Source organism: Prauserella sediminis (genome assembly GCF_014195435.1).
Classification (GTDB): Bacteria; Actinomycetota; Actinomycetes; order Mycobacteriales; family Pseudonocardiaceae; genus Prauserella; species Prauserella salsuginis.
This window is the reverse complement of sequence record NZ_JACIBS010000006.1, coordinates 87,438-112,586: the sequence shown is the minus strand read 5'-3', so window position 1 is coordinate 112,586 and position 25,149 is coordinate 87,438. Positions and strand designations below refer to the sequence as shown.

The following is a 25,149-nucleotide window of genomic DNA, read 5'->3' as shown; positions in this document are numbered from 1 at the left end:
ACGAGGACCTGACGGGCACCGAGAACCTGGTGTTGCTCGGCAGGCTGCTGGGGCACGGGAAGTCGGCGGCGCAGCGCCGGGCGGGGGAACTGCTGGACGCGTTCGGATTGGCCGCCGCCGCGGACCGGCAGGTGAAGCACTATTCCGGCGGCATGCGGCGGCGGATCGACATCGCCGCGAGCATCATCTCCACGCCGCGCCTGCTGTTTCTCGACGAACCGACGACCGGCCTGGATCCGCGCAGCCGCAACCAGGTGTGGGACATCGTGCGGGTCATCGTCGCGCAGGGCACCACCGTGCTGCTGACCACCCAGTACCTCGACGAGGCCGATCACCTGGCGGGCCGGATCGCCGTGATCGACCACGGCACGGTCATCGCGGAGGGCACGCCCGGCGAATTGAAGGCGTCCGTGGGAGCGGGATCGGTACGCGTGCGGCTGCGCAGCGGCGAGCAGCGGGTCCAGGCCGAACGCGTACTGGCCGCGGAACTGGGTACCGAGGTGCAGTTCGACGCCGATCCCGTGGCGCTGACCGCCCGGATCGCGGGCGGGGAGTCCGGCAGGGGAGCCGCCGAGCACGCCTCGCGCGCCCTCGCGCGGCTGGCGCAGGACGGCATCACCGTGGACGACTTCTCACTCGGCCAGCCCAGCCTCGACGAGGTGTTCCTGGCCCTGACGGACCGGAAGGGGAACCGGGCATGACGAGCACGTCGAACGCGGAGCGCGCGGACGCCGGCGGTGACACGCCCGTCGCGGACAACCTCGGAGCGGTGCTGGCCACCGGTGAACCGCCGACCCCGCCGAGCGCGTGGTCGGCGTCGGTGACGTTCGCGTGGCGGGCGATGCTGAAGATCAAGCACGTGCCGGAGCAGCTGTTCGACGTCACCGCGTTCCCGGTGATCATGACGCTGATGTTCACCTACCTGTTCGGTGGTGCATTGGCGGGCTCGCCGGAGGAATACCTGCAGTACCTGCTGCCGGGCGTGCTGGTGATGAGCGTCGCGATGATCACGATGTACACCGGCGTCGGGCTGAACGCCGACATCCAGAAGGGCGTGTTCGATCGGTTCCGCACGTTGCCGATCTGGCGGCCGTCAGCACTCGTGGGCGCGGTCATCGGCGACGTGTGCCGCTATTCGCTGGCCTCCGTGGTGATCATTCTGCTGGGGCTGGCCCTCGGCTACCGGCCGGGCGGCGGGGTGCTCGGCGTGCTGGCTGGTGTCGGCCTGCTGCTGGTGTTCTCGTTCGCGTTCTCGTGGATCTGGACGCTGCTCGGCCTGCTGCTGCGGTCGGAACGCTCGGTGATGGGGGTCAGCGCCATGGTGCTGTTCCCGTTGTCGTTCCTGAGCAACGTGTTCGTCGACCCGCGGACGATGCCGTCGTGGCTGCAGGGGTTCGTGGACGTCAACCCGATCGCGCACCTGGTTGCGGCGGTGCGCGGCGCGTTGAGCGGCGAGTGGGACGCCTCTGCGACGCTGTGGATGTTCGTCTCGGCCGGGATCATCCTGGCGATCTTCGGCCCGCTGACCATGCGGATGTACAACCGCAAGTGACGCCGACCGCGCGTGACGCCGGGTGACAGTGACGCCGGGTGACGCTGCGACACCGGGTGACGCTGCGGCGGGCTCCGCGCTCGCCGTGGCGTCGGTGTTCGGGAACCGGCCGTTTCCTCACCATGGGCCAGGTCGCCGGACGAGAGCGGCTCCGGTTCGTGGCAGGACGCTCTTGTCCGGCCGGAGCGGGCTCATTAAGGTCACACCATTGGTGCGGAGCGAGGCGATGCAGAGGTGCATTCATGATCTTCCCCTGTGACGGCAGCGCGAGACGATCCCACCCGAGTCTCTCGAGGTTGCGCTCACGCCCTCGGCCGGCGCCCACACTCCTGGCGGACGCAGCGACGATGCGCGGAACCATCCGATGTACCCGGTGACCGACGCCGTGTCCTGATCCGCCCGGACCGAGACGGCGCGCGAGTCGTCGAACATCCCTGCCGCTGAACACTCGGACCCGACCCACGGCTACGACACGGGTCCCCAGACACAACGGTGTGTCGAAGGGTGTGTTTCCCATGGACAACTTGGCCGTTCTGAGTCTCGTCGCGTTGGCGCCGCTTGCCGTCGTCGGGATTTTCCTCGTCGGTTTCCGATGGCCGGCGAAATACGCCATGCCCATCGGCTTCGTGACCGTCGTGGCCATCGCCGCGATGGTGTGGGAAGTTGAGTTCGCCGTCATCGCCGCGGCCAGTGTCGAAGGCCTGATCATCGCGGTCGGGATCCTGGCCATCGTGTTCGGCGCGCTGCTGCTGCTGGGAACGCTGAGCAAGAGCGGCGGCCTGGCCACGATCAGGTCGACGTTCACCGACATCAGTCCGGATCGTCGCGTCCAGGCGATCATCATCGGCTGGCTGTTCGGATCGTTCATCGAAGGCGCATCCGGGTTCGGCACCCCGGCCGCCGTCGTCGCGCCGTTGCTTTTCGCGCTCGGATTCCCCGCCATGGCCGCGGTGATGGTCGGACTGGTCATCCAGTCGACACCCGTGACGTTCGGTGCCGCAGGCACGCCGGTGATCACCGGCATCGGTGACGGACTCAGCGGCAGCGCGGCCGTCGACGAACGACTGCGGTTCCTCGGCCTCGAGATGCCGGAGTACGTCGCACGCATCGGTGTCGACGTGGCTTTCATGCACGCCATCATCGGCACGCTGATTCCGCTGTTCCTGGCCTGCATGGTGACCGGATTCTTCGGGGAGCGCCGCCGGTTCGGCGACGGTCTGGGGGTCTGGAAGTTCGCGTTGTTCTCGGCGTTCGCGATGACCGTGCCGTATGTCGTGTTCGCCATCGTGCTCGGTCCGGAGTTCCCAGCATTGCTGGGCGGCCTCACGGGCCTGGCGATCGTGGTGACCACGGCCCGGCGCGGATTGTTCATGCCGGAGCAGGCGTGGGAGTTCCCCGGCCGCGAGCAATGGGACCCACGCTGGACAGGCACGCTGGAGCCGGAGACCGACGTCGCCGGCCGGCGCATCCACCCGCTGCTGGCGTGGACTCCCTACGTGTTGCTGGCCGTGCTGCTGGTGGTGTCGCGCACGGTGACTCCGGTCCAGGAGCTGCTGACGGGCGTCTCGCTGGATTTCGAGAACATCTTCGGCACCGAGATCAGTGAGAGCATCGAGCCGCTGTACCTGCCCGGTTTCCTGCTCATCGTGGTGTGCCTCGCGACCTACGGCCTGCACCGGATGCGCGCCCGCGAGATCGCCGGTTCCTGGCGGATCGCGGGCAAACAGATCTTCGGCGTGGCCGTCGCGCTGCTGTTCGCGGTGCCATTGGTGCGGGTGTTCATCAACTCCGAGATCAACCTGTCCGGCTACGAGAGCATGCCGTTGACCATCGCCGAGGGGGTCGCCTCGATCACGGGAGGGAACTGGCCGCTGTTGGCACCGGCGATCGGTGCGCTGGGAGCGTTCGTGGCCGGCTCGAACACCATCAGCAACATGATGTTCTCGCTGTTCCAGTTCTCGACCGCCGAGCAGGTCGGCCTGCCGCCGGAGGGTGTGGTCGCCTCGCAGGCGGTCGGCGGTGCGGCCGGCAACATGATCACGGTGCACAACGTCGTCGCCGCGTCCGCCACGGTCGGTCTGCTGGGCAGGGAAGGCGATGTGATCCGGAAGAACCTGCTTCCACTGGGCTACTACGTCGTCTTCGCGGGCGGCCTCGGGTACGTGTTCGCCTACGGCGTCGGGGTCAACCCGGGCACGATCCTGATCGCCCTCCTGGTCGCCGGGCTGGCGGTGACCGCGTGGCTGCTGCGCAGGCAGCGCCGGGAGCAGGACACGCGGGTCTAGATGTAGTGCCACGCCACAGGTGGGATCGGTAGGCCGAGCCGATGTCCGACAGGGCCCGTTCGATGGTGATGCCGTGTTTCGTGAACCCTGCGACGGCGGCTCGGTGCAGAACGCCGACGTTCAGGTGGCGGGTGCGGTGTCGCGTTCGATGAAGACCTCGCGTGCCACGACGCTGGCGTTCACCGCGCGTGGGAATCCGCAGTAGCAGGCGGCGTGCAGGATGACCTCGGTGATCTCGTCCCGGCTGATGCCTACGTTCAGTGCTGCGCCGATGTGGACCTTGAGCTGCGGTTCGCAGCCGCCGAGCGCGATCAAGGAGCCGAGGGTGACGAGTTGGCGGCTCCGGGGATCCAAGCCCGGACGGTCGTAGATGTCGCCGAATCCGAATGCCGCGATGTGGTGTCCGAGCGCCGGGTTGATGTCGGCAAGCGAGTCGATCACGGCCTCGCCGGCGTGTCCGTCGATTCGCGACAGGACTGACTGTCCGTGACGGCGGCGAGCGAGCTGCCCGGGGCTGTCGATGTCGTGTTGGCCAGCGGCCGTGTCGGTCATGGTCGAGGGCCTTCCCGATAGGTGGCGATCTTGTACTCGGTGGCGGCGAGAGCCAGTTGGAGCTGGGCGATCTGGGAGCGCAGGGTGTCGCGGTGCTCCAGCAACATGTCCATGCGTTCAGTGACCGTGTCCCGATCCGCGTCGACGAGGTCGACGTAGTGGCGCAGGTCGCTGATCGACATGCCTGAGGTCCGCATCCGGATGAGGAACACGAGTCGGCGCACCGCGGCCGCGTCGTAGCGACGATGGCCCGCACCGTCGCGAGGTACGCAGACCAGGCCGATGCGCTCGTAATAGCGGAGGGTGTGGGGATTCACCCCGAGGTGAGCGGCAGTCGTCGCGACGTCCCACGCGGTCGCGTCGTCATCGCGAGCGAGCTCACGCAACGCCTCGATCGAGACCCCGCCCGGCGGATCCACCGCCAGCCGAAGCGCCTCGCGCAACGTGTCGTCCGGTTCCATGACCAGGACGCTAGAGGTGTGAGCGCACTCGAAGGCAAGCGCGCCATCGAGCCATGTCCGCGGTCGGTACATCCAGCGGGGAGAACGCGCGCGTCTGAACGCAGGACACGTGGGTTTTAACGCAGGACACGCGGGTCTGAGTGCAGAACACGCGGGTCGCGCGGCGGCGCCGCGGCGGGGCGGGGCCCGTCGCGGCGCCGGGCGCGGTCAGGCGCTGCGGAAGAACCGGTCGAGGACTCGGGTGCCGAACTTGAGCGCGTCCACCGGGACCCGCTCGTCGACGCCGTGGAACAGCGCCGAGAAGTCCAGGTCGGCGGGAAGCTGCAGGGGAGCGAACCCGAAATTGCGGATGCCGAGCCGCTGGAACGCCTTCGCGTCCGTACCCGCGGAAAGCATGTACGGCAGGGTCCGCGCGCCGGGGTCCTCTGCGGTGACGGCGGCGCTCATGGCGTCCACGAGCGCACCGTCGAACGTCGTCTCCACCGGCGGCAGTTCCATCCACTCGCGTTCCACGTCGGGGCCGAGCAGATCGTCGAGTTCGCGGTCGAACGCCTCCAGCCTGCCGGGCAGGATGCGGCAGTCGACGGAGGCCTCGGCCACCGAAGGGATCACGTTGGCCTTGTAGCCGGCGGTGAGCATCGTCGGGTTGGCGGTGTCGCGGAGCGTCGCGCCGATCATGCGGGAGATGTTGCCGAGTTTGGCGACGCTGCCTTCGAGGTCGTCGTCGGGGAAATCCCATCCGGTGATCTCGGTGACGCCGTCCAGGAACTCCCGCACCGAGTCCGACACGACGAGCGGGAAACGGTGGTTGCCGAGTTTCGCCACGGCCTCGGAGAGCTTCGTGACGGCGTTGTCGCGGTGGATCATCGAGCCGTGGCCCGCCGTGCCGCGTACGCGCAGCGTCATCCAGCGGATCCCGCGCTGGGCCGTCTCGACCAGGTAGGCGCGCACGTCGTCCTTGAGCGTGATCGAGAAGCCGCCGACCTCGCTGATCGCCTCGGTGGCACCCTCGAACAGCTCGGGCCGGTTCGACACGAGCCACTGCGCGCCGTACTTGCCGCCCGCCTCCTCGTCGGCGAGGAAGGCGAAGATCATGTCGCGGGGCGGGACGATGCCCTCGCGCTTGTAGTGCCGCGCCAGCGCGAGCGTCATGCCCACCATGTCCTTCATGTCGACCGCGCCGCGGCCCCAGACGTAGCCGTCCTGCACCGCGCCGGAGAACGGGTGCACGGACCACTCGGCGGGGTCGGCGGGCACGACGTCGAGGTGGCCGTGCACGAGCAGCGCGCCGCGCGAGGGATCGGCGCCGGGCAGCCGTGCGACGACGTTGTGCCGGTTCGTCCCGCCGGACTCGACGTAGCTGACCTCGTAGCCGACCTCGGTGAGTTTCTCGGCGACGTACTCGGCCGCCGCGCGTTCACCGACGACCGTGTCGGGGTCGCCGGTGTTGGTCGTGTCGATGCGGATGAGCTCGCTGGTGAGAGTCACGGCCTCGTCGGCGGCCGCCTCGATGGGATTCTCGGTCACAGGACCTTCCTATCACTGAGACCGTTGGTGCAGGTGAGACACGTGGGATCGCAAAGGTGGACCCCCCTGTGCGCGGGGTCGCTCGTGTCCGCTACTCTATTCGCCAGCAAGTCCGAGTGGCGGAATGGCAGACGCGCTAGCTTGAGGTGCTAGTGCCCGTAACGGGCGTGGGGGTTCAAGTCCCCCCTCGGACACCACAACTGCCCACCCGGTTTTCCGGGTGGGCAGTTTTTTATGTTACCGGCGTCGGGGTCGCGGCGCGGTGCTCACGGGTGGTGCGCGGCGTCCGGTACGGCTCGTGGTCGGGAGCTACGCGGCCGGTGACGGCGACAAGCCGGCGGGTGGGCGCTCACGGCGCCGCTCTGGCCGCTGCGGAACTGGGCCGGCGCAGGTCACCCACGGCAGCGGTCCGCGTTCGTTCGCATTTCCGGGTCCGATGCGGACGAACCCGGTGATCATCGAGCCGCATCGGGCCGGGTACCGTACCGCTCTCGCCAGGGGCGACGAGGGTTTCCTGCGTGACAGGCCGGGTAGTCGACGTTTTGTTCCGGAGAGTCACGAGGAATAGAATTTGCCCGATATGCGTGGACCACGTTCCACGGCCGACACCGAGGAGGACGGATGACCGACAACGCCGGCTCGGGGACGGGAGCGCAGGTCGAGGAGACCCGGCGTGGCGGATTCAGCAGCCGACGCGTGTTCATCCTCGCCGCAGTCGGGTCCGCGGTCGGGCTCGGCAACATCTGGCGGTTCCCCTACGTCGCCTACGAGAACGGCGGCGGCGCGTTCATCCTGCCGTACCTCGTGGCGCTGCTGACCGCGGGAATCCCGTTCCTGCTGCTCGACTACGGGCTGGGGCACCGCTTCCGTGGCTCGGCGCCGCTGTCGTTCGCCCGCGCCCGCAAGCGCATCGAGGGACTCGGCTGGTGGCAGGTTCTGATCTGCTTCTTCATCGCCGTCTACTACGCGGCCGTGCTCGCCTGGGCGCTGCGATACACGTTCTTCTCGGTCAACAAGGCCTGGGGTGACGATCCGGAGGCGTTCTTCTTCGAAGACTTCCTCCACCTCGGCGATCCTGGCGTGGCCATGGAGTTCACGCCCGGTGTGCTGGTGCCGCTGCTCGTGGTGTGGGTGGCCCTGATCGTGATCATGGCGCTGGGCGTGCAGCGGGGCATCGGCACCATCGCGATGATCTTCATCCCGATCCTGGTGATCGCGTTCCTCGCCCTCGTGGTGCAGGCGCTGATGCTGCCGGGTGCCGGCGGCGGGTTGAACGCGTTGTTCACTCCGGACTGGGGAGCGCTGCTCGAACCGGGGGTCTGGGCGGCCGCCTTCGGGCAGATCTTCTTCTCGCTGTCGATCGGCTTCGGCATCATGATCACCTACGCGTCCTACGTGAAGCGCAAGACCGACATGAGCGGTTCGGCGATGGTGGTCGGCTTCTCCAACTCCGGCTTCGAGCTGCTCGCCGGTATCGGGGTGTTCGCGGCACTGGGATTCATGGCCCAGGCCTCCGGAGTGGCCGTGGGCGAGGTCGCCTCGGACGGCATCGGCCTGGCCTTCGTCGCCTTCCCCGCCATCATCAGCGAAGCACCGGCAGGAGCGGTGCTCGGCGTGCTCTTCTTCGGCTCACTGGTGATCGCCGGGCTGACCTCGCTGATCAGTGTGCTCGAGGTCGTGATCTCCGGTGTGCGGGACAAGTTCGAGATGTCCCGCACGACCGCGACGCTGGCCGTGGTGATCCCGACCGCTCTGGTGAGCCTGGTGCTCTTCTCGACGACGAGCGGGCTGTACGTGCTCGACATCGTGGACCACTTCATCAACCAGTTCGGCATCCTGGCGGTTGCCGTGATCAGCATGCTGGTGCTCGCCTGGGGTGTCCGCCTGCTTCCGGAACTGGCCAGGCATCTGAACCACCGCGGTTCGATCCCGCTGGGTCGACTGTGGAAGGTGCTGGTCGGTGTGGTGGCACCGGTGGCGTTGCTCTACGTGCTGATCCGGCAGCTCATCACCGACATCAGCGCGCCGTATGAGGACTATCCGGCGTGGATGCTGGCCACGTTCGGCTGGGGCGTCGTCGTCGGTGTGGTCATACTGGCCGCGCTGGCATCGCTGGCGCCGTGGAAGTCGCAGACGAGGCTGGACCTGACCGAGGAGGAGGTGCGCTGATGGACGTCTCGGCCGTGGTGATGATGCTGGTCGCGATCCTGGTGATCTGGGGCGGTCTCGCGCTGGCGATCGTCAACCTGGTCCGGCGCAGTCCCGAGAACCGAGGGGAATAGCGCGCGGCGAGTCGGTGTTCAGTGGTCGTCAGCCACCTGCTGCGATCCTGCCCCCGTGAAGATCGGGGGACCCGGCGAACCAGGAGCGGGCCTGCGCTCGGAAGCGTGCCGGGGCGAGAGCGCCGGCGCCCTCCGGAAGTGCCGCGACGACCGGTACTCCGGTGACGCGGGGCAGATCGGTGAGGTTGCACTGCTCGGCGAGGCCGGGCCGCTCCGGAACGGCGCCGAGCACGAGTCCTGCCGGCTCGATGCCGCGGGAGCGGAGCTCGTTGACGGTAAGTTCGGTGTGGTTGAGCGTGCCGAGGCCGACTCGGGTCACGACCAACACCTCGACGTCGTGATCGCCGGTCAGGTCCGTCGCGAGGTCCGCCAGTGTGCCCCCGCAGGTGTCGAGGTGGACGAGGAGTCCGCCGCTGCCCTCGACGATCACGGAAGCGTGACGCGCCGCGAGTTCGCGGATGCGGGCGGCGTGCGCGTGGACCGGAGGGATGTCCACGCCACGCAGCCGGGCCGCCGTGTCGGGGGCGAGGGGGTCGTCGAGCCTGACGAACTCGGCGGTGGGACAGGCCGCCAGACACTGCACCACCGCGCAGTCGGGTTCGTCGGTGCCGCCTCCCGTCTGTGCGGGTTTGACGACGATCGTGCCGGGGCCGGCGCGCACCGCGAGCGCCGCGGTGGCGACGGTTTTGCCGACGCCGGTGTCGGTCCCGGTGACGACGGTGATCACGTTCGGCACCGGCGCACGGCGGCCGTCAGGACATCGAGGGCGTGCGTCCAGCTCTCGTCGTCGGGTCCGATGTGGGTGGTGATGCGCAGCCGCGAGACGCCGTCCGGCACCGACGGAGGGCGGAAGCAGCCGACGCGGACTCCGGTGGCGAGCGCGTCGGCCTGCGCGGCCAGGGCGGCCCCCGGCGACGGCATCGGGACCGACAGCACGGCACCCGCCGACCGTGGCACGCCGAGCCGTTCGGCCAGTTCGCCGCCGCGCCGGTGGATCCCCGCCGGGCTGAGCCGCCGGTCCCGCAGTAACCGCAGGGCGGCCAGCGCCGCTGCCGTCGGCGCGGGGGCGAGGCCGGTGTCGAAGATGAACGGGCGGGCGCGGTTGACGAGGTGGTCGACCAGTTCCGCGGAGCCGAGCACGGCACCGCCCATGGCGCCGAGGGATTTCGACAGCGTCGCGGTCATGATCACGTTCGGATGGCCGGCCAGGCCTGCGGTGCGGACGGCGCCACCTCCGTCCTCACCGATCACACCGAGTCCGTGCGCTTCGTCGACGAGAAGCAGCGCGCCGGCCGCCGCGCACACGTCGGCCAGATCCGCCAGCGGCGAGGCGTCGCCGAGGACCGAGAAGACCGATTCGGTCAACACCACGGCCCGCCGCCCACCGGCTTCCGCGAGCGCGTCGCGGACCGCGGTGACGTCGTTGTGCGGGACGACCGTGACCGCCGCTTTCGAGAGCCGCGCCGCGTCGATCAGTGACGCGTGGACGTGCTCGTCCGAGACGATCAGGGAATGCCGGTCCACCAGTGCCGTCACCGCGGCCAGGTTCGCGTGGTATCCGGTCGAGCAGACCAGCGCCGCTTCGTGGCCGGTGAACTCGCTCAGCGCCCGTTCCAGGTCGGCGTGCAGGGTGGTCGTGCCGGTGACGAGGCGCGAGGCACCCGCACCGGTACCCCATGTGAGGACGGCGTCGGAGGCGGCGCGGCACACGTCGGGGTGCTTGCTCAGTCCCAGATAGTCGTTGCTGGCGAGATCGATGGTGTCCTCGGCGGCCTGCCGTGGCCGCAGGGTGCGCTGCAACCCCGCCGTCTCACGCGTCGTCCGCTGCTCGGCCAGCCACCCCGTCCACGCGGTCATGCCGCCTCCGCCGCGGCGGCGATCCCGGCGCAGATGGTGGCGATGTCCTCGTCGGTGCACACGTAGGGCGGCATGGTGTAGATCAGGTCGCGGAACGGACGCAGCCACACTCCCCGGGCGAGTGCCGCTTCGGCGGCTGCGGGCACGTCGACGTCGTGGTCGAGTTGGACCACCCCGACCGCGCCGAGGACCCGCACGTCGGCGCAGTCGATCCCGTGCAGGGCCTGCAACCCGGCGTTGATCCGCCGCACGTCGGCTGTCCAGTCGCGTTCGGTCAGCAGGTCCAGACTCGCGGTGGCGATCGCGCAGGCCAACGGATTGCCCATGAACGTCGGGCCGTGCATGAGCACCCCGGAATCGCTGGCGGAGACGCCGCGGGCGACGTCCGCCGTGCACAACGTGGCGGCGAGGGACAGGTAGCCGCCGGTGAGGGCCTTCCCGACGCACATGACGTCCGGGGCCACACCGGCCGCGTCGGCGGCGAAGAAGGTGCCGGTACGGCCGAACCCGGTGGCGATCTCGTCGAAGATCAGCACCAGGCCGTGTTCGTCGGCCACCTCACGAAAGATCGACAGGCACTCGGCAGGGTAGGGGTGCATGCCTCCGGCGCCCTGCAGGAGCGGCTCCACGATCAGGCCTGCCAGCTCGTCCCGGTGCCGCGCCGCGAGCGCACGAAACCCCTCGGCCCACGCATCGACATCGCCGCCGAGCGGGGGAGGCCGCTCGCCGAACACCTGCTGCGGCAGAAGGCCCGACCACATCGAATGCATGCCGCCGGTCGGGTCACACACGCTCATGCAGTCGAACGTGTCGCCGTGGTATCCGCCGCGGACGGTCAGGAACCGGGAACGCTGCGGCCTGCCGCTGCCACGCTGGTACTGCAGCGCCATCTTCATCGCCACCTCGATGCTTACCGACCCGGAGTCGGCGAGGAACACCCGGTCGAGCTCGCCGGGCGCGAGGTCCACGAGGCGACGGGCGAGTGCGATCGCGGGGTCGTGGGTGAGTCCCCCGAACATCACGTGCGACATCCGGTCGAGCTGGCGGTGCGCGGCCTCGTCGAGCGCGGGGTGCCGGTACCCGTGGATGGCCGACCACCAGGACGCCATCCCGTCGACCACGTCGCCGACGCCGTCGAGGGTGATGCGGCTGCCGGCCGCGCCCGTCACGAGCCGCACCGGAGCCGGACCGGTCATCGACGTGTACGGGTGCCACAGGTGCTCGCGATCGAACGCGAGCAGTTGTTCGGCCGGTGCCGTCATGCGTTGGGAAGGACGTCGGTGCCCGCACCACGGCGCCGGATCGCGGGGTCGGCCGGTTCGGGCTGGGCGGCCCGCTCGGCCAGGTCCTGTTCGGAGCCCAGTACGACGAAACCGTTGTCGCGGATCATGTCCAGGTCCGCACGGGCGTCCTGGCCCTCGGAGGTCAGGTAGTCGCCCAGGAACAGGGAGTTGGCGACGTGCAGCGCTATCGGCTGCAGCGACCGCAGATGCATCTCGCGTCCGCCCGCGATGCGGACCTCCTTGTCCGGGCAGACGAATCGCGCGGCCGCGAGGATCTTCACGCAGCGGGCGGGGGACAGTTCCCAGGTGTTCTCGTGGGGCGTGCCCTCGAAGGGCATCAGGAAGTTCACCGGGATCGAGTCGGAGTCCAGCTCACGGAGGGCGACGAGTGCCTCGACGAGCTGCTCGTCGGACTCGCCGAGCCCCGCGATGAGCCCGGAGCACGGGGAGATCCCCGCGCTTTTCGCCTTCTGCACGGTGTCGACCCGGTCGTCGTAGGTGTGGGTCTGCACGATGTTGGCGTGGTTGCTCTTCGCGGTGTTGATGTTGTGGTTGTAGGCGTCGACCCCGGCCGCCTTGAGCTGCTCGGCCTGACCGTCCGCGAGTAGCCCGAGGCAGGCGCACACCTCGACGTCCGGATACTCCGATTTCAGCGACTCGACCATGTCGGTGACCTTGTCCACGTCCCGCGTGGACGGTCCGCGTCCCGAGGCGACCAGACAGACCCGGCTCGCTCCACCGCGCAGTCCCGCACTCGCCTGCGCCAAGGTGTCCTCCTTGGACAGCCACGAGTACTTGAGGATCGGAGCGTCGGAACCCAGCGCCTGCGAGCAGTAGTTGCAGTTCTCGGGGCACAACCCGGACTTCAGGTTCACGAGGTAGTTCACCTTCACCGTGTTGCCGAAGTAGGCGCGGCGCAGCCGGCCGGCGGCGGCGACGACGTGCATCAGCTCGGCGTCGTCGGCGCGCAACACCGCGAGTGCGTCCTCCGGTGTGGCCGGCGTGCCGGCCAGGATCGCGTCGGCAAGCTGCTGGAACGTGTCGCTCATCGCGTCTCCGGTATCGACCGTGGGGTACTGAACCTGAACAGTGTTCAGCTGAACGGTGTTCAGGTTAAACCGGTCGGCGCCGCGCGGTCAACGGAACGGGTCGTGCCGGCGGGGCGTGAACCGAAAGCGGCGGCCGGCGGCGAGGACGTGGATCACGCCTCGCCGCCGGCCGCCTCGAATCCCTCGGCCCGCCCGCGGGTTACGCGGCCGGGGTGGTGTCGGCCTCCTGCTGTTCCTCGGCGGCCAGGGCCTGCACGGCCGGCCTCGTGATGACGACCGCCAGTCCGATGGCCAGCAGCCCGCCCACCAGCTTGCCGATGAGCAGCGGTCCGATGAGGTTCGGCTGGAAGTTCGCCGTGAACGCCAGGTGGTCGCCCACGAGGAACGCGGCGCAGACGGCGAACGCGATGCACAGCACCTTGTCCTTCGGCGGCATGTCCCGGATCAGGCGGAACAGCGCCAGCACGTTGGCCACGGCGGCGAGGAGCCCGGCGGTGCCCTCGGTACTCATCCCGACGCGGCGGCCGAGTGCTCCCAGCGGCCGGGCGAGCCCCTTGCGCAGCACGTAGACCATCGGGAACGCGCCGGCCAGCATGATGCCGATGTTGCCGGCGACCTCGAGGGCCCGGTACTGGTCCTCGGAGTCGGCGATGATCGGGTCGAAACCCCAGCTGCCCAACACGGCGGAGAACACGCCCGTGAAGTGCTCGATGATGCTCACCGCCAACACGAGTTTCAGCGCGGCGTCGAGGATCCGTCCGAACCAGATGAACAGGCGGATCATGAACTTCGGTGCGAACCACAACGCCGCCGCCAGCACCGCGACGAACACCGCGAGCGGCAGCAGGTTGAGCAGCATCGAACCGGCGTCCAGCCCGGACAGCGCGGCGTCGGAGGCGCTGTCGGCGGAGACCTCACCGCGCACCGTCGTGGAGCTCGCGACCAGGATGGTCGTGGTGACCAGCACGCCGATGGGGATGGCGAGCACGCCCGACATCACGCCGAGTGCCATGTACCGGTGGTCCCGTTTGTCCAACATGGCCAGACCGACGGGGATGGTGAAGATGATGGTGGCGCCTGCCATGTAGCCGACCACGGTCGCCATGATCCAGCCGCCGGTGCTGGCCGCGGTTTCCTGCGCCAGTTGGTAACCGCCCATGTCCACGGCGATCAGGCTCGTCGCGGCGATCGCCGGATCGGCGCCGATGGCGTCGAACAACGGCCCGGCGACGGACTCGACGAGGGCGGACAGGTACGGGATGGCGGCCATGATCCCGGCGACCGGGATGAAGATGGCGCCGATGGAGTGCAGGCCTTCCTTGAACTCCTTGCCGAGGCCGTGCTCGTCGTCCCGGATCGATGCCACGGCACCGATCACGACGAACCCCATCATGATGTAGATGATCAGGTTCCCGAAGGACTCCACGTGTCCTCCTCCTTCCGGTGGGGGACGGGTCAGCGCAGGAGCGGACGCAGGTGGTCGTTCAGGAACACACCGTCAGGATCGAACTCGCGACGCACGGCGAGGAACGTGTCGAACTCGGGGAACAGCTCCTCGAGCCGATCGCGGGTCATGAAGTGGATCTTGCCCCAGTGCGGGCGTGCCTGGTACTGCTGCAGCCGCTGGTCGACGGCGCGCAGGAACGGCCAGTAGTCCGTGCCGGGAGCGCCGGACACGGAGATCACCATGGTGTCGCGCCGGTAGTTCGGTGACAGGTACGCGTCGTCGGCCGCGGTCCAGCGCACCTCGATGGGGTAGAGCTGGTCGGGGAACTCGTCGAGCATGAGCCGGCGGATCTTGTTGAGCGCCTCCAGGCCGTACTCGGCGGGCACCATGTACTCCATCTCGTGGAACGGCTCGTCGTATCCGCCCGGGTAGACCCGGTAGGCGCGGTCGGTGCGGTTGCCCACGTCGTCGGAGACGAGCCCGTCCGGCTCGGTGACCTCGACCTCGTCGTAGATCTTGACGTAGCAGTGGTTGTGCATCGGCTGGTCGGGAGGTGCCGGCAGCTGGTAAAGGTCCACCGAGTGGTCCGCGGGGCACCAGAAGAACGAGAAGTGCCGGTGATTGGCGATCAGCTCGTCCCAGGATTCCTCGATCTCCTGCCACGGCCGGTAGCTGATCTCCTCGGCGATGTAGTACTTGGGGGAGACCTCGAGTTCCACCTCGAGCATCACGCCGAGCGTGCCGAGCGCGACCTGTGCGGCGCGCAGCTCGCGCATCCGGTCCTCGCCGATCTCGACGACCTCGCCGCGGCCGTCGACCAGGCGCACCCGGCGCATCGCGGCCGACATGTTCGGCAGTTCGATGCCGGAGCCGTGGGTGGCAGTCGCGAGCGCCCCGGCGATGACCTGCTTGTCGATGTCTCCCTGGTTGGACAGCGAGAGCCCGGCGTTCCACAGCGGCTCACCGAGCTTGCCGACCGTGGTGCCCGCCAGCGCCGAGGCCCGCAACCGCTGTGGATCGGTCGCCGTCACGCCGCTGAGCTGCGTGAGGTCGAGCATGAGCCCACCGGTCGGCACGATCGGCGTGAACGAATGGCCCGTTCCGGCGACGCGCACGTTCATGCCCTGTCGGATCGCGTACCGGACGGCCTCGACGACCTCGGCTTCGTCCCGGGGTTGGGCGTACATGGACGCGGTGACGGTGTGGTTGCCCGCCCAGTTGGTCCAGACCCGGTCGTAGCTGGTGGGTGCGGACAGCGATGGCTCGGTCACGTGCATGCTCCGATCTTGTGCAGCGGATCTCGGTCAGCGTCTCGGCCGCGTTTCCACGCAGCAGGGCGGCGTGACAGTGCGGCCGGCAGCGGCCCCGCAGGTTCGGGACCGCTCAGGACGCGTCGATCACGACGTGCCGCGTCCGGGGAGCGGATGTCGGGCGGTCCTCGTGGAGCCCTGGGGCGGCTCCGGGGACGGACGCGGCCATCGGCCCGGTTCCGGTGGCCCGACTGTGTCGTCGTCATGGGACCTGCTCCCGAAGGCTCGTCGACGGAGTCGGCGGATCGGATTCTGCGGTGAACCCTGCCGGCGGCACCCCGAGTGGACGGCGGCGCAGGAAACATAAAACACTTAAATTTAAATGACAAGTCTGTGTGAAGCCGGGTGACACGGGGTCGCCGAATCGGTGCCGTACCGTGACAGTCGAGCGATTCGTTCCCGTCCGCACGTCGAACCCGCCTGGACTAGCTTGGTGAGCAGAGGAAACACAACGGTGTCGAGCTTCGCCGCGTACCTGCGGTTGGACGCCACCGAAGGTCCCGGCCTTCCGCAGAACGTGGCCCGGCAACTGGAGACGGCGGTCGCCGTCGGGCTGCTCAGCCACGGAGACCGGCTGCCACCGGAGTCGGAACTCGCGGCCGAACTGGGGATCTCCACCGGGACGCTCCGCCAGGCACTCGAGACCCTGCGGCAGCGCGGGGTCATCGAGACCCGCCGTGGCCGCGGCGGTGGCAGCTTCGTACGGAACGCCTCGCAGCCGCCGCCCGAAGCCGTGAAGAAGCGGCTGCGCGAACGCAGTGCCGACTCGCTACGTGATCTCGGTGACGCGTGCGCGGCCGTCGTCGGCGGTGCCGCGCATCTCGCCGCCCAGCGCGCCGTCGGTGAGGACGTGGAGCACCTGCGGTCGCTGGCCGAACAGTTCCGTCTCGCCGAGACCGCCGACGAACGACGTCGGGCCGACAGCCGTTTCCACATCGAGATCGGCGTGATCGCCCATTCGGCGCGGCTCACGCAGGCCATCGTCCATCTGCACGACGAGTTGGCATCGCTGTTCTGGATGGTCGGCGGGGAGGCCGGTCATCACCCGGTGACGGAGAGTGCGCACGCCGCACTCATCACGGCCGTTGACGGTGCCGACGCCGACGCGGCGCGTGACGTGGTGATGCGCAACGTCGAAGGCCGGGTCCAGCACCTGCTCGACCTGCACCTGGACCTGGCGGTGCGGGGTGAACCAGGATGACGGCTACGCGCGGGCGAGAAGGTGAAGGATCGTGAACGAGGGAGACCTGGCGTCGTTGCGCCGTTCCGCGGAATGCATCCGGGAGCGCATCGATCGTGTGCTGGCCGATCTCGCCGAGACGGCGAGCGATGTGATCCGGACACTCGCGACGGCGGAGCGGCCGCTGCGGCGCGCCGCGCTCACACACGTCCAGCCGGCGCTGCTGGCGGTGATCGACCGGCACCGTGGATTCGTCCAGGGCGTGGGGCTCGCGCTCGACGACGGCCACCTCGCCGACGCGGCACGCTGGATGGAATGGTGGCGCAGCGAGGACGGGGAGCCGGCCGAGTTCGTCAGTCACAACCTCGACCCCGCGCACAACTACTTCTACGACTACCCCGGCAAGGAGTGGTTCGCGCTGCCGCGCGCGACGCGACGGGCGGCGGTCACGGGCCCGTTCGTCGACTTCGGCGGAACCAACGAGCACACCATCACGTTGGCCGTGCCGGTGGCCCATTCCGACGGCTACGTCGACGTGCTGGGCGCCGATGTGGCGGTCGAGGGTGTCGAACGGCTGCTGATCGAATCGTTGCGATCGGCTCCCCAGGACATGGTGCTCGTCAACGAGCATGACCGGGTCGTGGCATCGACCAGTGCCCGATGGTGGAGCGGAACCCTGTTGCAGCGTGCGCCCGGCGACGGGTGGTCGCAAGCGGTCGACGTCGGCGGCCACGTGAGCTGGCGGCTCCTGACAGCTCACCGGTGACGGCGAGCTCACCGGTGCCGCGGCGGTGCGGACCCGGCACCACGCTGCCCGGGACCACGCTGCCCGGGACCACGTTCCCGGGCAGCGCGGGCGCGTCGGTCGTGCTCGCGCGCTGCCCGGGACGCTCGTGGGACTAGTCGAGCAGGCCGCGCATCTCGGTGATCTCGGCTCGCTGGGTGTCGATGATGTTCCGGGCCAGTTCCCCGGCTTCCGGATTGATCCCGTTCGCGAGCTGCTTCTTGGCCATCCGGACCGCTCCCTCGTGGTGGGCGATCATCATGTCCAGGAACGACCGATCGAAGGCCGCGCCGCTGGACTGTTCGAGCTGTCGCATCTGGTCACCGGTCATCATGCCGGACATGCCGCCGTGGTCGTCGGATTCGTGGTCGCCTGACTCGTGGCCCCCGGATTCGTGGTCCACTCCGGACTCGGGCGCGTTCCACGCGGCGAGGAATCCGCGCAGGGTGGTGATCTCCGGGGCCTGCGCCTGTTCGATCTTCGCCGCGAGCCGGCGCAGCTCCGGACTGGCTGCCCGATCGTCGGCCAGCTTCGACATCTCGATCGCCTGCTGGTGGTGCGGGATCATGCCCCGGGCGAAGGTGATGTCGGCGTCGTTGTGCTCGGCCGACGCCTGCGTGCCGGACTCCGACGTGGTCGGGTCGGCCGGCGAGGAACTCGGGGTGCTTCCGGAGGTGTCCGCTCCGGTGCAGCCGGTCAGGACGAGGGCAGCGGTCAGTGCCGCGGCGGTGGCCGCCACGTTGGTGCTTTTCATGATGATGGGGGCTCCTGTGCGGATGAGATGTGATCGGTCCGGCTGCGGCGCTGGTGCGCCGAGCGGTGATCAGGTCCGCATCACACAGAGCTGAGCGAGCCGGCGGGAGACCGGCGGCGGCCGCTGCACCGGCATCCGGCCGAAGGGTGACGGTGATCGCCTCGCTGGCGCCGCCGGCCGGACTCTGCCGAGCACCGACCGGGCGGCCGGCACGATGAGTCCGGCCGCGGCCAGTACCGCCAGGCAGAGATGGAGCAGCAGGTCGTGCTGACTTTCGTGATCGGCGGGCGGGGCGTGCTCGGTCTGCGGCTGGGCCTCCTGCGTGACCGCGGCGCGCGGTTCGTTCGCCCTGTGCCCCGCGACCTCCTGCCCCGCGATCTCGTGCCCGGCGGTGGTGCTGGCGGCTCCTGCCGCAGCCGGTGAGGCGGGCGGGGTGACGAGCGCATGCATGCCCACGACGCCGAACAGAACGCACAGGGTCAGCAGCATCAGGAGCCACCACCGTGATCGCCCGTTCCGCATTGGCTTCACTTTACCCGGCCGGGGTATCGGCCGTGTGTGGTGTCGGCCGCCGACGCGGGGCGGGGCAGGGGCAGGGGCAGGGGGCGAGTCCTGACTCACCGTCCGTGGGCGGCGGGTCGGACCTGCCGCGCCGGCGGAGGACGGGCGGGTCGTCCGCGACGGGCAGGCGGCCGGGCCCCACCCGGCTACGCGCCGGTGCCGTCCGGGGCGAGGACGATGTCGAATCGCGCCGCGGTCCACGGGCGCCCGCCCAGATCGCGGCCGTCCGGCGGGGGAGTGTCCGCCTGCTGTTCCTCGAAGCGCTTGACCAGCGAGTCCTTGACCCCGAACACCGAGTCGCCGATCTCCAGCTGGGGGTCGCCGTCGACGAAGATGTGCGTGACGAGCGTGCGCAGGCCCTCGGCGGTCACCATGAAGTGCAGATGCGCGGCGCGGACCGGGGATCGGCCCGCGGCCTCGAGCAACCGCCCGACCGGGCCGTCGTGCGGGATCGGGTACGGCGTCGGCGTCAGACACCAGAACCGGAAGCTCCCGTCCGACTCGGAGAAAAGGCGCCCTCGGCCTGCGACGCGGTCGTCGTCGTACTGCACGTCGTAGAAGCCGTCCTCGTCGGCCTCCCACACCTCGATGCGGGCGCCGGGCACGGGGTTGCCGTCGGTGTCGCGTACGGTCCCTTCGACCCAGCAGGGTTGTCCGGGTGCGCCACCCGCGATGTCGCCGCCGTCGCCCACCAGGGGCGCGCCGGAGACGAAGAACGGGCCGAACACGGTCGCCTCGGTCGCGTCGCGGTAGGCCTCGTTGTTCACGGCGATGGTCTGCATCGACGCTCCGAGCACATCGGACAGCAGGATGAACTCCTGGCGTTTGTCGTCGGTGATGTGGCCCGTGGCGGTGAGGAAGTCGATCGCCTGTTTCCACTCGTCCTCGGTGAGCCGGACGTCGCGGATGAAGGCGTGCAGGTGCCGGGTCAGCGACTCCAGCACCGCGCGCAGCCGGGCGTCGCCCGCGCCCGCGAACGAGGCGACGACCTCCTCGGTCAGCCGCTCCTCGATCCGGCGCTGCGCTTCGGACCCGGCGGGACCGGCGGAGGCCGTGGACGAGTCGTCGGTGGTGGTCATGCGTCGGCTCCTTCTCGGGTCGGACGAGGGCGGCTCGGGAGAGTCCGCGGCCGTGTCGGGTGGGTCATGCTGCCGGTGAGCCGTCGGTGGGGTCGAGGATCCGGCGCAACACGCCGAGCAGTTCGCGTTCGGGGTCGTCGACGAGGTGGTGGCTTCGCCACCCGACATGCTTGTCGGGCCGCACCAGGACGGCCCCGTCCTCGGCCACGCCGCACCGTTCTGCCCAGTCGAAGTACAGATCGGTCACCTCGCGGCCGGGCCCGATCACGACCGGCCGGACGGCTACGCCGAGCTCCGCGGCCGCCTTCTGCGCCGCCGCGGCCCACGGCTCGCCCGTGACGCCGGTCAGCAGGGTGAACCCCTCGTAGGCGGCCAGGTCGTGGGTCGATCGGCGGCGGTTGCTGTCGCCCACCCAGGCGTGGGGCAGGCGGGCGCCGGGATGGGTCGAGGGGTCGTAGTACAGCTCAGGGTCGCGGGTCGGCTCGGGCCGTGGGGTGCCGTCACCGACAACCGCGGCCGACTCGGACGCGTCGTAGTGCTGGCCCAGTTCCACGCCGTGCGCGTTGAACTCGTAGTTCTTCAACGCCATGGCCTCGCGCACGGCGGCACGTTTCGCAGCTCCTGCGGGCGTATCGTCCTTACGCTCCTCCAGCCGTTCCTGCATCTGCTCCGCGTCGGTGGCCGTGTCGAGGCCGAGTGCGGTGAACAGCGCGCCGAACTCGCGGGCGGACGTGTTGGCACGCGTCACGATCTGCCTGGCCACGGGTGCGCGTTCGGTGGTGTAGGTCTCGAGCAGGCCCGCACCGGCGTGCCCCTGCAACACCGCGGCGATCTTCCACGCGAGGTTGTAGGAGTCCTGGACCGACGTGTTGGAGCCGAGGCCGTTGCTCGGCGGATGCTTGTGGACGGCGTCCCCGGCGCAGAACACGCGGCCGTGCTGGAGGCCCGTCGCGTACTGCTCGTTGTTGCCCCACAGTGAGACGCCGGTGATCTCGACGTCGAGGTCCGGGGCGCCCACGAGATTGCGCACGATCCCGGCGGCGTCCTCGTCGGTCACCTCGGGCGGTCCCTGGTCGATGTCGAAGCCCCACACGACGAGCCATTCGTTCCACGGGCGCACCATGCGCACGAGGCCCGCACCGATACCGCCGATGTCCGCGCCGGGCTGGATCACCCAGTACAGCACCGACGGGCGGTGACCGCAGAGGGCGGAGAGGTCGGCCTTGAACGTGATGTTCATCGACCCCGCGATGTCCATCCGCCCTTCGTAGGGCAGTCCGATGTCGGCGGCGACCTGCGACCGCGCGCCGTCGGCACCGATCAGATACCGCGCGCGGATCGTGTACTCGGTGCCGGCGAACCGGTCGAGCACCCGCACGTTCACGCCGTCGGCGTCCTGGGTGTGTCCGAGGTACTCGGTGCTGAACCGGGTCTGTGTGCCGCGCACCGTGGCGTTTCGCACGAGGATCGGCTCGAGGTAGGTCTGCGGGATGTCGCAGGGCATCGACGGTGACGCCAGTTCGTAGTCGGCCCGGCGTGCCGGATGATTGCCCCAGGTGAGGATGCGCCCGATCTCCTCACCGGCGATCGCCGTGCAGAACACCGTGTCGCCCATCAGGTGGTGCGGTGTGGCGTCGGCGAGCACCTGGTCCTCGATGCCCATGTCGCGGAAGATCTCCATCGTCCGCTGGTTGGTGATGTGCGCCCGCGGCGTGTTCGCCGTCCAGCGGTACTTGGTGATCATCGTGTTGCGGACCCCGAGGGTCGAGAGAAACAGCGCTGCGGACGCGCCCGCGGGGCCCGAGCCGACGATCAGCACATCCGTCTCGATCACGGCCGTGGTCGGTTGAGTGGTCTCGGCGAGCCCGTCGTCGAACGTCACCATGGCTGCTGGCCTCCGTCGTCGGCGTCCGGCCTCGTCGCCGGACCGTGGCCGACACCCTGCCAACGGACGGCCACGGGTAGGCCGGCGGCGGCGTCGATGGCGGAAACGAGCAAAACCACCGGGCCGTGGCTCAGTCGCGGGCGGCCTCCCGACGGTCGCGCAGGGGAGTGGTGCCGAAGCGCGCGCGGTAGCTGCGGGAGAAGTGTGCCTGGGAGGCGAACCCGTGACACGCGGCGAGCTCGGCGAGGGACCTGCCACGGGTCGCCGGGTCGGTGACGGCGGCCCGTGCCGCGTCGAGCCGGGCGGCGAGCACTGTTCGGGGGACGCTGTCGCCCGCCGCGGCGAACAGCCGGGACAGCTGCCGCTCCGACACGCCGACAGCGCGGGCGATACGACCCGCGGACAGTTCCGGGTCCGCCAGGTGCGCGGCGATGTACGCGTGCGCCGCCGCGAGATGGCCGCCGTCGGCCGGCTCCGATCCCACGACCGCCGGCAACAGCTCGACGACGCGCGACTCGAGCGCGTCCCAGTCGGTCTCGCCGCGGAGCCCGCCCGCCACGAGCGAGGCGAGCGCACGGCCGTGCGGCGAGCCGATGCCGATCGTGCGGGGCCGCGCGAGCCCGGAGCGGCCGGTCGCCTCGCGCAGCACACCGCGGGGCACCGCGAGCACGAGCTCGGTGAGCCCGCGGGAGAAGTCGCGGCGGAACGGCTGGTCGGCGTCGCACACGAGCGCCTGTCCCGGTGACAGCACCACACGGCCCTCCCGGTGGTGGAACGCTCCTTGTCCGGACAGCGCGAAGTACACGACGACGCCGTCGCCGGGAGACGTCGCGATCTGCCCGGGGCCGCGTTCGACGACGTGCGGTGAGCCCGTGACCTTCGCCAGCCGTAGCCGGGAGAGGCTGAGGTTGAGCTCGGTCCCGGTGAACGGCCGCTGACCCAGCGGCCGGGCGCGGAGCCCGACGAGGGAGCGCACGTTGTGCTCCTCCCACGCCGCCAGTCTGCGGCGCTCGGGGACGTCGCCGGTGTGGAAGCGGGTCAGGCCGTGCACGGTCACGGGCGTCCTCCGGTCACGGGAGCGGGTACGGATCGGGCTCTCATCGGCCGACCGCGGCGGCGGTGGCGGTGGTGGTCCACGGTGCGCTTCATGCCGCGCCGGATGGTTCGGCGAGCGCCTGCCTGCGGAACTGGGCGGGCGTGAGGCCGGTCTCGCGTTTGAAGACCTGCCCGAAGTGCGACGGCCCCGCGAACCCCCAGCGGGCGCCGATGGACGACGCGGCCAGCTGTGCGAGCGCTGGGTCGGCCAGGTCGAGCCGGCAACGTTCCACGCGCCGTCTGCGGATGTACCGCGCCACGGTCGTGCCGGTCGATTCGAACAACGCGTGGAGCGCGCGCGGCGACAGGAAGTGGGCGGCCGCGATCCGGCCAGGGCCGAGATCGGCATCGGACAGGTGCGCGTCGATGTAGCCGAGGACGCGCTCGAGCTGGTGCTCGTCGGGCGAGCTCGGCCGAGTGTGCCGGCCGAGCTCGCTGAGCAGCATGGTGCCGACGAGGGTCATCAGCGAGTGCACCGTCGTGTGCCCGTGGACACCGAGCGCCTCGAGGTTGCGGTTGACGCCCAGAATCGTGCTCCAGACGGCGTCGTTGAGGCCGGGAGCACAGGTCATCGGCCGGGCGGTGAGCTCGGCGAGACGATCGGCGTCGTGCGGCGCGATCGCCGTCTTCGGGAACCGGATGCACGTCGAGCGGTAGCCCTCGCCAACGGTGAGGGCGGCGGGCCTGCTGGAGTCGTAGAGCGCGAACAGTCCGGGTTCGAGAGCGGCGACCCGCTCGTCCTGCTCGATGCGGATCCGCCCGTCGAGTTGCAGGGTGAGCACGTAGAAACCGGTGTCGGCCTCGCTGATCGTGGTGTGGTCGCGGTAGGCGGCATGCGGTTCCGAGGTCATGTCGATGAAACTGACCCCGTGCAGGTATCGCTCCCTGACCGTGCCGGTGAACCGGTCGGGCCGGGGGCAGTCGAACTCGAAACTGAGCACGCTGCGCCGGACGGCGTCCTTCCAGGACGGGAACGTGACCGGGTGTTGCGACGGCCCTGTCACGGTGAACTGCTCCGTGAGCGACGTAAGTGACATCGTTGTCATCTCCACAGCTGACGACTGCACGTCGTTCGGGACACAGTACCCAGCGGGCCGTGTCGCACACCATCACCGAGTTTCGGGCGGGAGGTGGTGCGCGGGTTCGACATCGTCGTGCGCTCTGACGTCACACACCGGCAGGCGGCGTTCCTACAGTTCGCCTCAACGGATTTCTCAGTGTGGAGGAGCCAGGCGATGACATACGTGACAGGGTCGCACCACGTGACGCTCTCCGTGGCGGACGCCCAGGAAGACGTCGATTTCCACGTCAAGGTCCTCGGCATGCGCTTCATCAAGCGCACCGTGCTGTTCGACGGCTCCCTGCCCGTCTACCACCTGTACTACTCGAACGCCGCGGGTGATCCCTCCAGCGTGGTGACGACGTTCCCGTGGGCGCAGGCCGGCTTGTACGGCACCCGTGGCACCAACCAGGCGCGGGAGGTGCTGCTGTCGGTGCCGGACCATTCCCTGGACTTCTGGTACGACCGGCTCGCCGCCCACGACATCGAGGTTGCGAACGTCGAACGGTTCGGCAAGCGCAGGCTCGCCTTCCGGCACCCCTCGGGCATCGAGTACGTGTTCGTCGGCAACAACGGGGACGAGCGGATCGGCAATCCCGGGTACGGGGTGCCGCAGGAACACGCGATCCACGGCATCCACGGTGTGGGCGTGCACATGGCCACACCGGACCGCATGGTCGAGTTCGCGGGCGAGTCCTTCTTCGCCACCGGCGGCCTCACCGAGGAGGGCTCGGTGCTCGGGATGCAGATCGGCGACGCGAAGCACGGCAACCACCTGGAGATCACGGTGAACCGGCGCGACGACCAGGGAACCTGGGGTTATGGTGCCGGCACCTACCACCACTTCGCGTGGAACCTCGACACGCTCGACAACCAGGATGCGGTGAAGTTCGCCGTCGAAGGACGGGGCTATACCGATATCTCGGAGCTCAAGGACCGCAAGTACTTCAAGAGCGTGTACGTCCGTACGCCCAGCGGGGCCCTGTTCGAGCTCGCCGTCACGCACGCCGACGGCGGCTGGACGTGCGACGAGTCGCCGCACGAGCTGGGCAGCCGGTTCCAGTTGCCCGAGCAGTTCGAGCACCGCCGTGAGGAACTGCTCGGCCGACTCGAACCGATCGACATCTGAACACCGGTGAGGTAACT

At 69.5% G+C, this 25,149-nt stretch carries 23 protein-coding genes and 1 tRNA gene; 9 read left to right on the top strand and 15 right to left on the bottom strand.

All coding sequences use genetic code 11. From position 1 onward, the window contains the following. From FB384_RS23030 to FB384_RS23020, 3 genes are all read left to right on the top strand, one after another. On the top strand, positions 1 to 701 hold a 701-nt coding region (locus FB384_RS23030), incomplete at its 5' end, for an ATP-binding cassette domain-containing protein (RefSeq protein WP_183786923.1). Continuing rightward, positions 698 to 1,552, top strand: a complete 855-nt coding sequence (locus tag FB384_RS23025; RefSeq protein WP_183786922.1) for an ABC transporter permease — start codon at positions 698 to 700, stop codon at positions 1,550 to 1,552. The genes FB384_RS23030 and FB384_RS23025, both read left to right, overlap by 4 nt. A gap of 515 nt (positions 1,553 to 2,067) precedes the next feature. Then, complete coding sequence (locus FB384_RS23020; RefSeq protein WP_183786921.1) at positions 2,068 to 3,837, top strand: L-lactate permease; 1,770 nt, start codon at positions 2,068 to 2,070, stop codon at positions 3,835 to 3,837. Positions 3,838 to 3,957: 120 nt separating this feature from the next. Here the strand turns inward: FB384_RS23020 and FB384_RS23010 are convergent, their stop codons facing one another. From FB384_RS23010 to FB384_RS23000, 3 genes are all read right to left on the bottom strand, one after another. Beyond that, positions 3,958 to 4,389 carry a carboxymuconolactone decarboxylase family protein gene (locus FB384_RS23010; protein WP_183786920.1) on the bottom strand — a complete coding sequence of 144 codons (432 nt, stop codon included), beginning with the start codon at positions 4,387 to 4,389 and terminating at the stop codon, positions 3,958 to 3,960. Beyond that, complete coding sequence (locus FB384_RS23005) at positions 4,386 to 4,850, bottom strand: MerR family transcriptional regulator (RefSeq protein ID WP_183786919.1); 465 nt, start codon at positions 4,848 to 4,850, stop codon at positions 4,386 to 4,388. The genes FB384_RS23010 and FB384_RS23005 overlap by 4 nt, the downstream gene beginning before the upstream one ends. 207 nt (positions 4,851 to 5,057) lie before the next feature. Beyond that, positions 5,058 to 6,377, bottom strand: coding sequence for a M20/M25/M40 family metallo-hydrolase (locus FB384_RS23000; RefSeq protein ID WP_183786918.1), 1,320 nt, complete (start codon positions 6,375 to 6,377; stop codon positions 5,058 to 5,060). A 110-nt stretch (positions 6,378 to 6,487) separates the two neighbouring features. Here FB384_RS23000 and FB384_RS22995 point away from each other — a divergent pair. From FB384_RS22995 to FB384_RS22985, 3 genes are all read left to right on the top strand, one after another. Beyond that, positions 6,488 to 6,574, top strand: a tRNA-Leu gene (locus tag FB384_RS22995). 424 nt (positions 6,575 to 6,998) lie between these two features. Next, on the top strand, positions 6,999 to 8,546 hold the full coding sequence (locus tag FB384_RS22990; RefSeq protein WP_183786917.1) for a sodium-dependent transporter: 1,548 nt from the start codon (positions 6,999 to 7,001) through the stop codon (positions 8,544 to 8,546). Then, entirely contained in the window at positions 8,546 to 8,659 is a 114-nt protein-coding gene (locus FB384_RS22985; RefSeq protein WP_183786916.1) for a methionine/alanine import family NSS transporter small subunit, read from the top strand. The genes FB384_RS22990 and FB384_RS22985 overlap by 1 nt, the downstream gene beginning before the upstream one ends. Before the next feature lie 28 nt (positions 8,660 to 8,687). Here FB384_RS22985 and bioD read toward each other — a convergent pair whose 3' ends face one another. From bioD to FB384_RS22955, 6 genes are all read right to left on the bottom strand, one after another. Then, the gene (bioD, locus tag FB384_RS22980) at positions 8,688 to 9,386 is read right to left on the bottom strand and encodes a dethiobiotin synthase (protein WP_183786935.1); all 699 of its coding nucleotides are present in this window, start codon (positions 9,384 to 9,386) and stop codon (positions 8,688 to 8,690) included. Continuing rightward, entirely contained in the window at positions 9,383 to 10,516 is a 1,134-nt protein-coding gene (locus tag FB384_RS22975; protein ID WP_183786915.1) for an 8-amino-7-oxononanoate synthase, read from the bottom strand. The genes bioD and FB384_RS22975 overlap by 4 nt, the downstream gene beginning before the upstream one ends. Next, positions 10,513 to 11,778: an adenosylmethionine--8-amino-7-oxononanoate transaminase gene (locus FB384_RS22970; RefSeq protein WP_183786914.1), complete on the bottom strand. Its 1,266-nt coding sequence runs from the start codon at positions 11,776 to 11,778 to the stop codon at positions 10,513 to 10,515. Before FB384_RS22970 ends, FB384_RS22975 begins: the two co-directional genes overlap by 4 nt. Further along, positions 11,775 to 12,848 (bottom strand): biotin synthase BioB, encoded by a 1,074-nt coding sequence (gene bioB / locus FB384_RS22965; RefSeq protein ID WP_183786913.1) that lies wholly within the window; start codon positions 12,846 to 12,848, stop codon positions 11,775 to 11,777. Before bioB ends, FB384_RS22970 begins: the two co-directional genes overlap by 4 nt. A gap of 199 nt (positions 12,849 to 13,047) precedes the next feature. Then, positions 13,048 to 14,274: an ethanolamine utilization protein EutH gene (gene eutH / locus FB384_RS22960; protein WP_183786912.1), complete on the bottom strand. Its 1,227-nt coding sequence runs from the start codon at positions 14,272 to 14,274 to the stop codon at positions 13,048 to 13,050. Between the two features lie 29 nt (positions 14,275 to 14,303). Beyond that, positions 14,304 to 15,566: a D-arabinono-1,4-lactone oxidase gene (locus FB384_RS22955; RefSeq protein WP_183786911.1), complete on the bottom strand. Its 1,263-nt coding sequence runs from the start codon at positions 15,564 to 15,566 to the stop codon at positions 14,304 to 14,306. 493 nt (positions 15,567 to 16,059) lie between these two features. Between FB384_RS22955 and FB384_RS22950 the strand changes: the two genes are divergently transcribed. Continuing rightward, entirely contained in the window at positions 16,060 to 16,806 is a 747-nt protein-coding gene (locus tag FB384_RS22950; RefSeq protein ID WP_183786910.1) for a FadR/GntR family transcriptional regulator, read from the top strand. A 31-nt stretch (positions 16,807 to 16,837) separates the two neighbouring features. Continuing rightward, positions 16,838 to 17,551 (top strand): cache domain-containing protein, encoded by a 714-nt coding sequence (locus tag FB384_RS22945; protein WP_183786909.1) that lies wholly within the window; start codon positions 16,838 to 16,840, stop codon positions 17,549 to 17,551. Between the two features lie 133 nt (positions 17,552 to 17,684). Here the strand turns inward: FB384_RS22945 and FB384_RS22940 are convergent, their stop codons facing one another. From FB384_RS22940 to FB384_RS22915, 6 genes are all read right to left on the bottom strand, one after another. Beyond that, a complete protein-coding gene (locus FB384_RS22940; RefSeq protein WP_183786908.1) occupies positions 17,685 to 18,323 on the bottom strand; it encodes a DUF305 domain-containing protein in 639 nt (212 codons plus the stop codon). A gap of 69 nt (positions 18,324 to 18,392) precedes the next feature. Then, entirely contained in the window at positions 18,393 to 18,845 is a 453-nt protein-coding gene (locus tag FB384_RS22935; protein ID WP_183786907.1) for a DUF6153 family protein, read from the bottom strand. 185 nt (positions 18,846 to 19,030) lie between these two features. After that, positions 19,031 to 19,963: a dioxygenase family protein gene (locus FB384_RS22930; RefSeq protein ID WP_183786906.1), complete on the bottom strand. Its 933-nt coding sequence runs from the start codon at positions 19,961 to 19,963 to the stop codon at positions 19,031 to 19,033. A 64-nt stretch (positions 19,964 to 20,027) separates the two neighbouring features. Beyond that, the gene (locus tag FB384_RS22925; protein ID WP_183786905.1) at positions 20,028 to 21,848 is read right to left on the bottom strand and encodes an FAD-dependent oxidoreductase; all 1,821 of its coding nucleotides are present in this window, start codon (positions 21,846 to 21,848) and stop codon (positions 20,028 to 20,030) included. Between the two features lie 130 nt (positions 21,849 to 21,978). Beyond that, the gene (locus FB384_RS22920; RefSeq protein WP_183786904.1) at positions 21,979 to 22,905 is read right to left on the bottom strand and encodes a helix-turn-helix domain-containing protein; all 927 of its coding nucleotides are present in this window, start codon (positions 22,903 to 22,905) and stop codon (positions 21,979 to 21,981) included. Between the two features lie 88 nt (positions 22,906 to 22,993). Then, entirely contained in the window at positions 22,994 to 23,980 is a 987-nt protein-coding gene (locus FB384_RS22915; protein ID WP_183786903.1) for an AraC-like ligand-binding domain-containing protein, read from the bottom strand. A gap of 198 nt (positions 23,981 to 24,178) precedes the next feature. Between FB384_RS22915 and FB384_RS22910 the strand changes: the two genes are divergently transcribed. Further along, positions 24,179 to 25,132: a VOC family protein gene (locus FB384_RS22910; protein ID WP_183786902.1), complete on the top strand. Its 954-nt coding sequence runs from the start codon at positions 24,179 to 24,181 to the stop codon at positions 25,130 to 25,132. The last annotated feature ends 17 nt before the right edge of the window (positions 25,133 to 25,149 follow it).

Coding starts and splice junctions, on each gene's coding strand:
- FB384_RS23025 (WP_183786922.1), top strand. CDS start 698: ATGACGAGCACGTCGAACGCGGAGCGCGCGGACGCCGGCGGTGACACG.
- FB384_RS23020 (WP_183786921.1), top strand. CDS start 2,068: ATGGACAACTTGGCCGTTCTGAGTCTCGTCGCGTTGGCGCCGCTTGCC.
- FB384_RS23010 (WP_183786920.1), bottom strand. CDS start 4,389: ATGACCGACACGGCCGCTGGCCAACACGACATCGACAGCCCCGGGCAG.
- FB384_RS23005 (WP_183786919.1), bottom strand. CDS start 4,850: ATGGAACCGGACGACACGTTGCGCGAGGCGCTTCGGCTGGCGGTGGAT.
- FB384_RS22990 (WP_183786917.1), top strand. CDS start 6,999: ATGACCGACAACGCCGGCTCGGGGACGGGAGCGCAGGTCGAGGAGACC.
- FB384_RS22985 (WP_183786916.1), top strand. CDS start 8,546: ATGGACGTCTCGGCCGTGGTGATGATGCTGGTCGCGATCCTGGTGATC.
- FB384_RS22975 (WP_183786915.1), bottom strand. CDS start 10,516: ATGACCGCGTGGACGGGGTGGCTGGCCGAGCAGCGGACGACGCGTGAG.
- FB384_RS22970 (WP_183786914.1), bottom strand. CDS start 11,778: ATGACGGCACCGGCCGAACAACTGCTCGCGTTCGATCGCGAGCACCTG.
- bioB (WP_183786913.1), bottom strand. CDS start 12,848: ATGAGCGACACGTTCCAGCAGCTTGCCGACGCGATCCTGGCCGGCACG.
- FB384_RS22940 (WP_183786908.1), bottom strand. CDS start 18,323: ATGAAAAGCACCAACGTGGCGGCCACCGCCGCGGCACTGACCGCTGCC.
- FB384_RS22935 (WP_183786907.1), bottom strand. CDS start 18,845: ATGCGGAACGGGCGATCACGGTGGTGGCTCCTGATGCTGCTGACCCTG.
- FB384_RS22930 (WP_183786906.1), bottom strand. CDS start 19,963: ATGACCACCACCGACGACTCGTCCACGGCCTCCGCCGGTCCCGCCGGG.
- FB384_RS22925 (WP_183786905.1), bottom strand. CDS start 21,848: ATGGTGACGTTCGACGACGGGCTCGCCGAGACCACTCAACCGACCACG.
- FB384_RS22915 (WP_183786903.1), bottom strand. CDS start 23,980: ATGTCACTTACGTCGCTCACGGAGCAGTTCACCGTGACAGGGCCGTCG.
- FB384_RS22910 (WP_183786902.1), top strand. CDS start 24,179: ATGACATACGTGACAGGGTCGCACCACGTGACGCTCTCCGTGGCGGAC.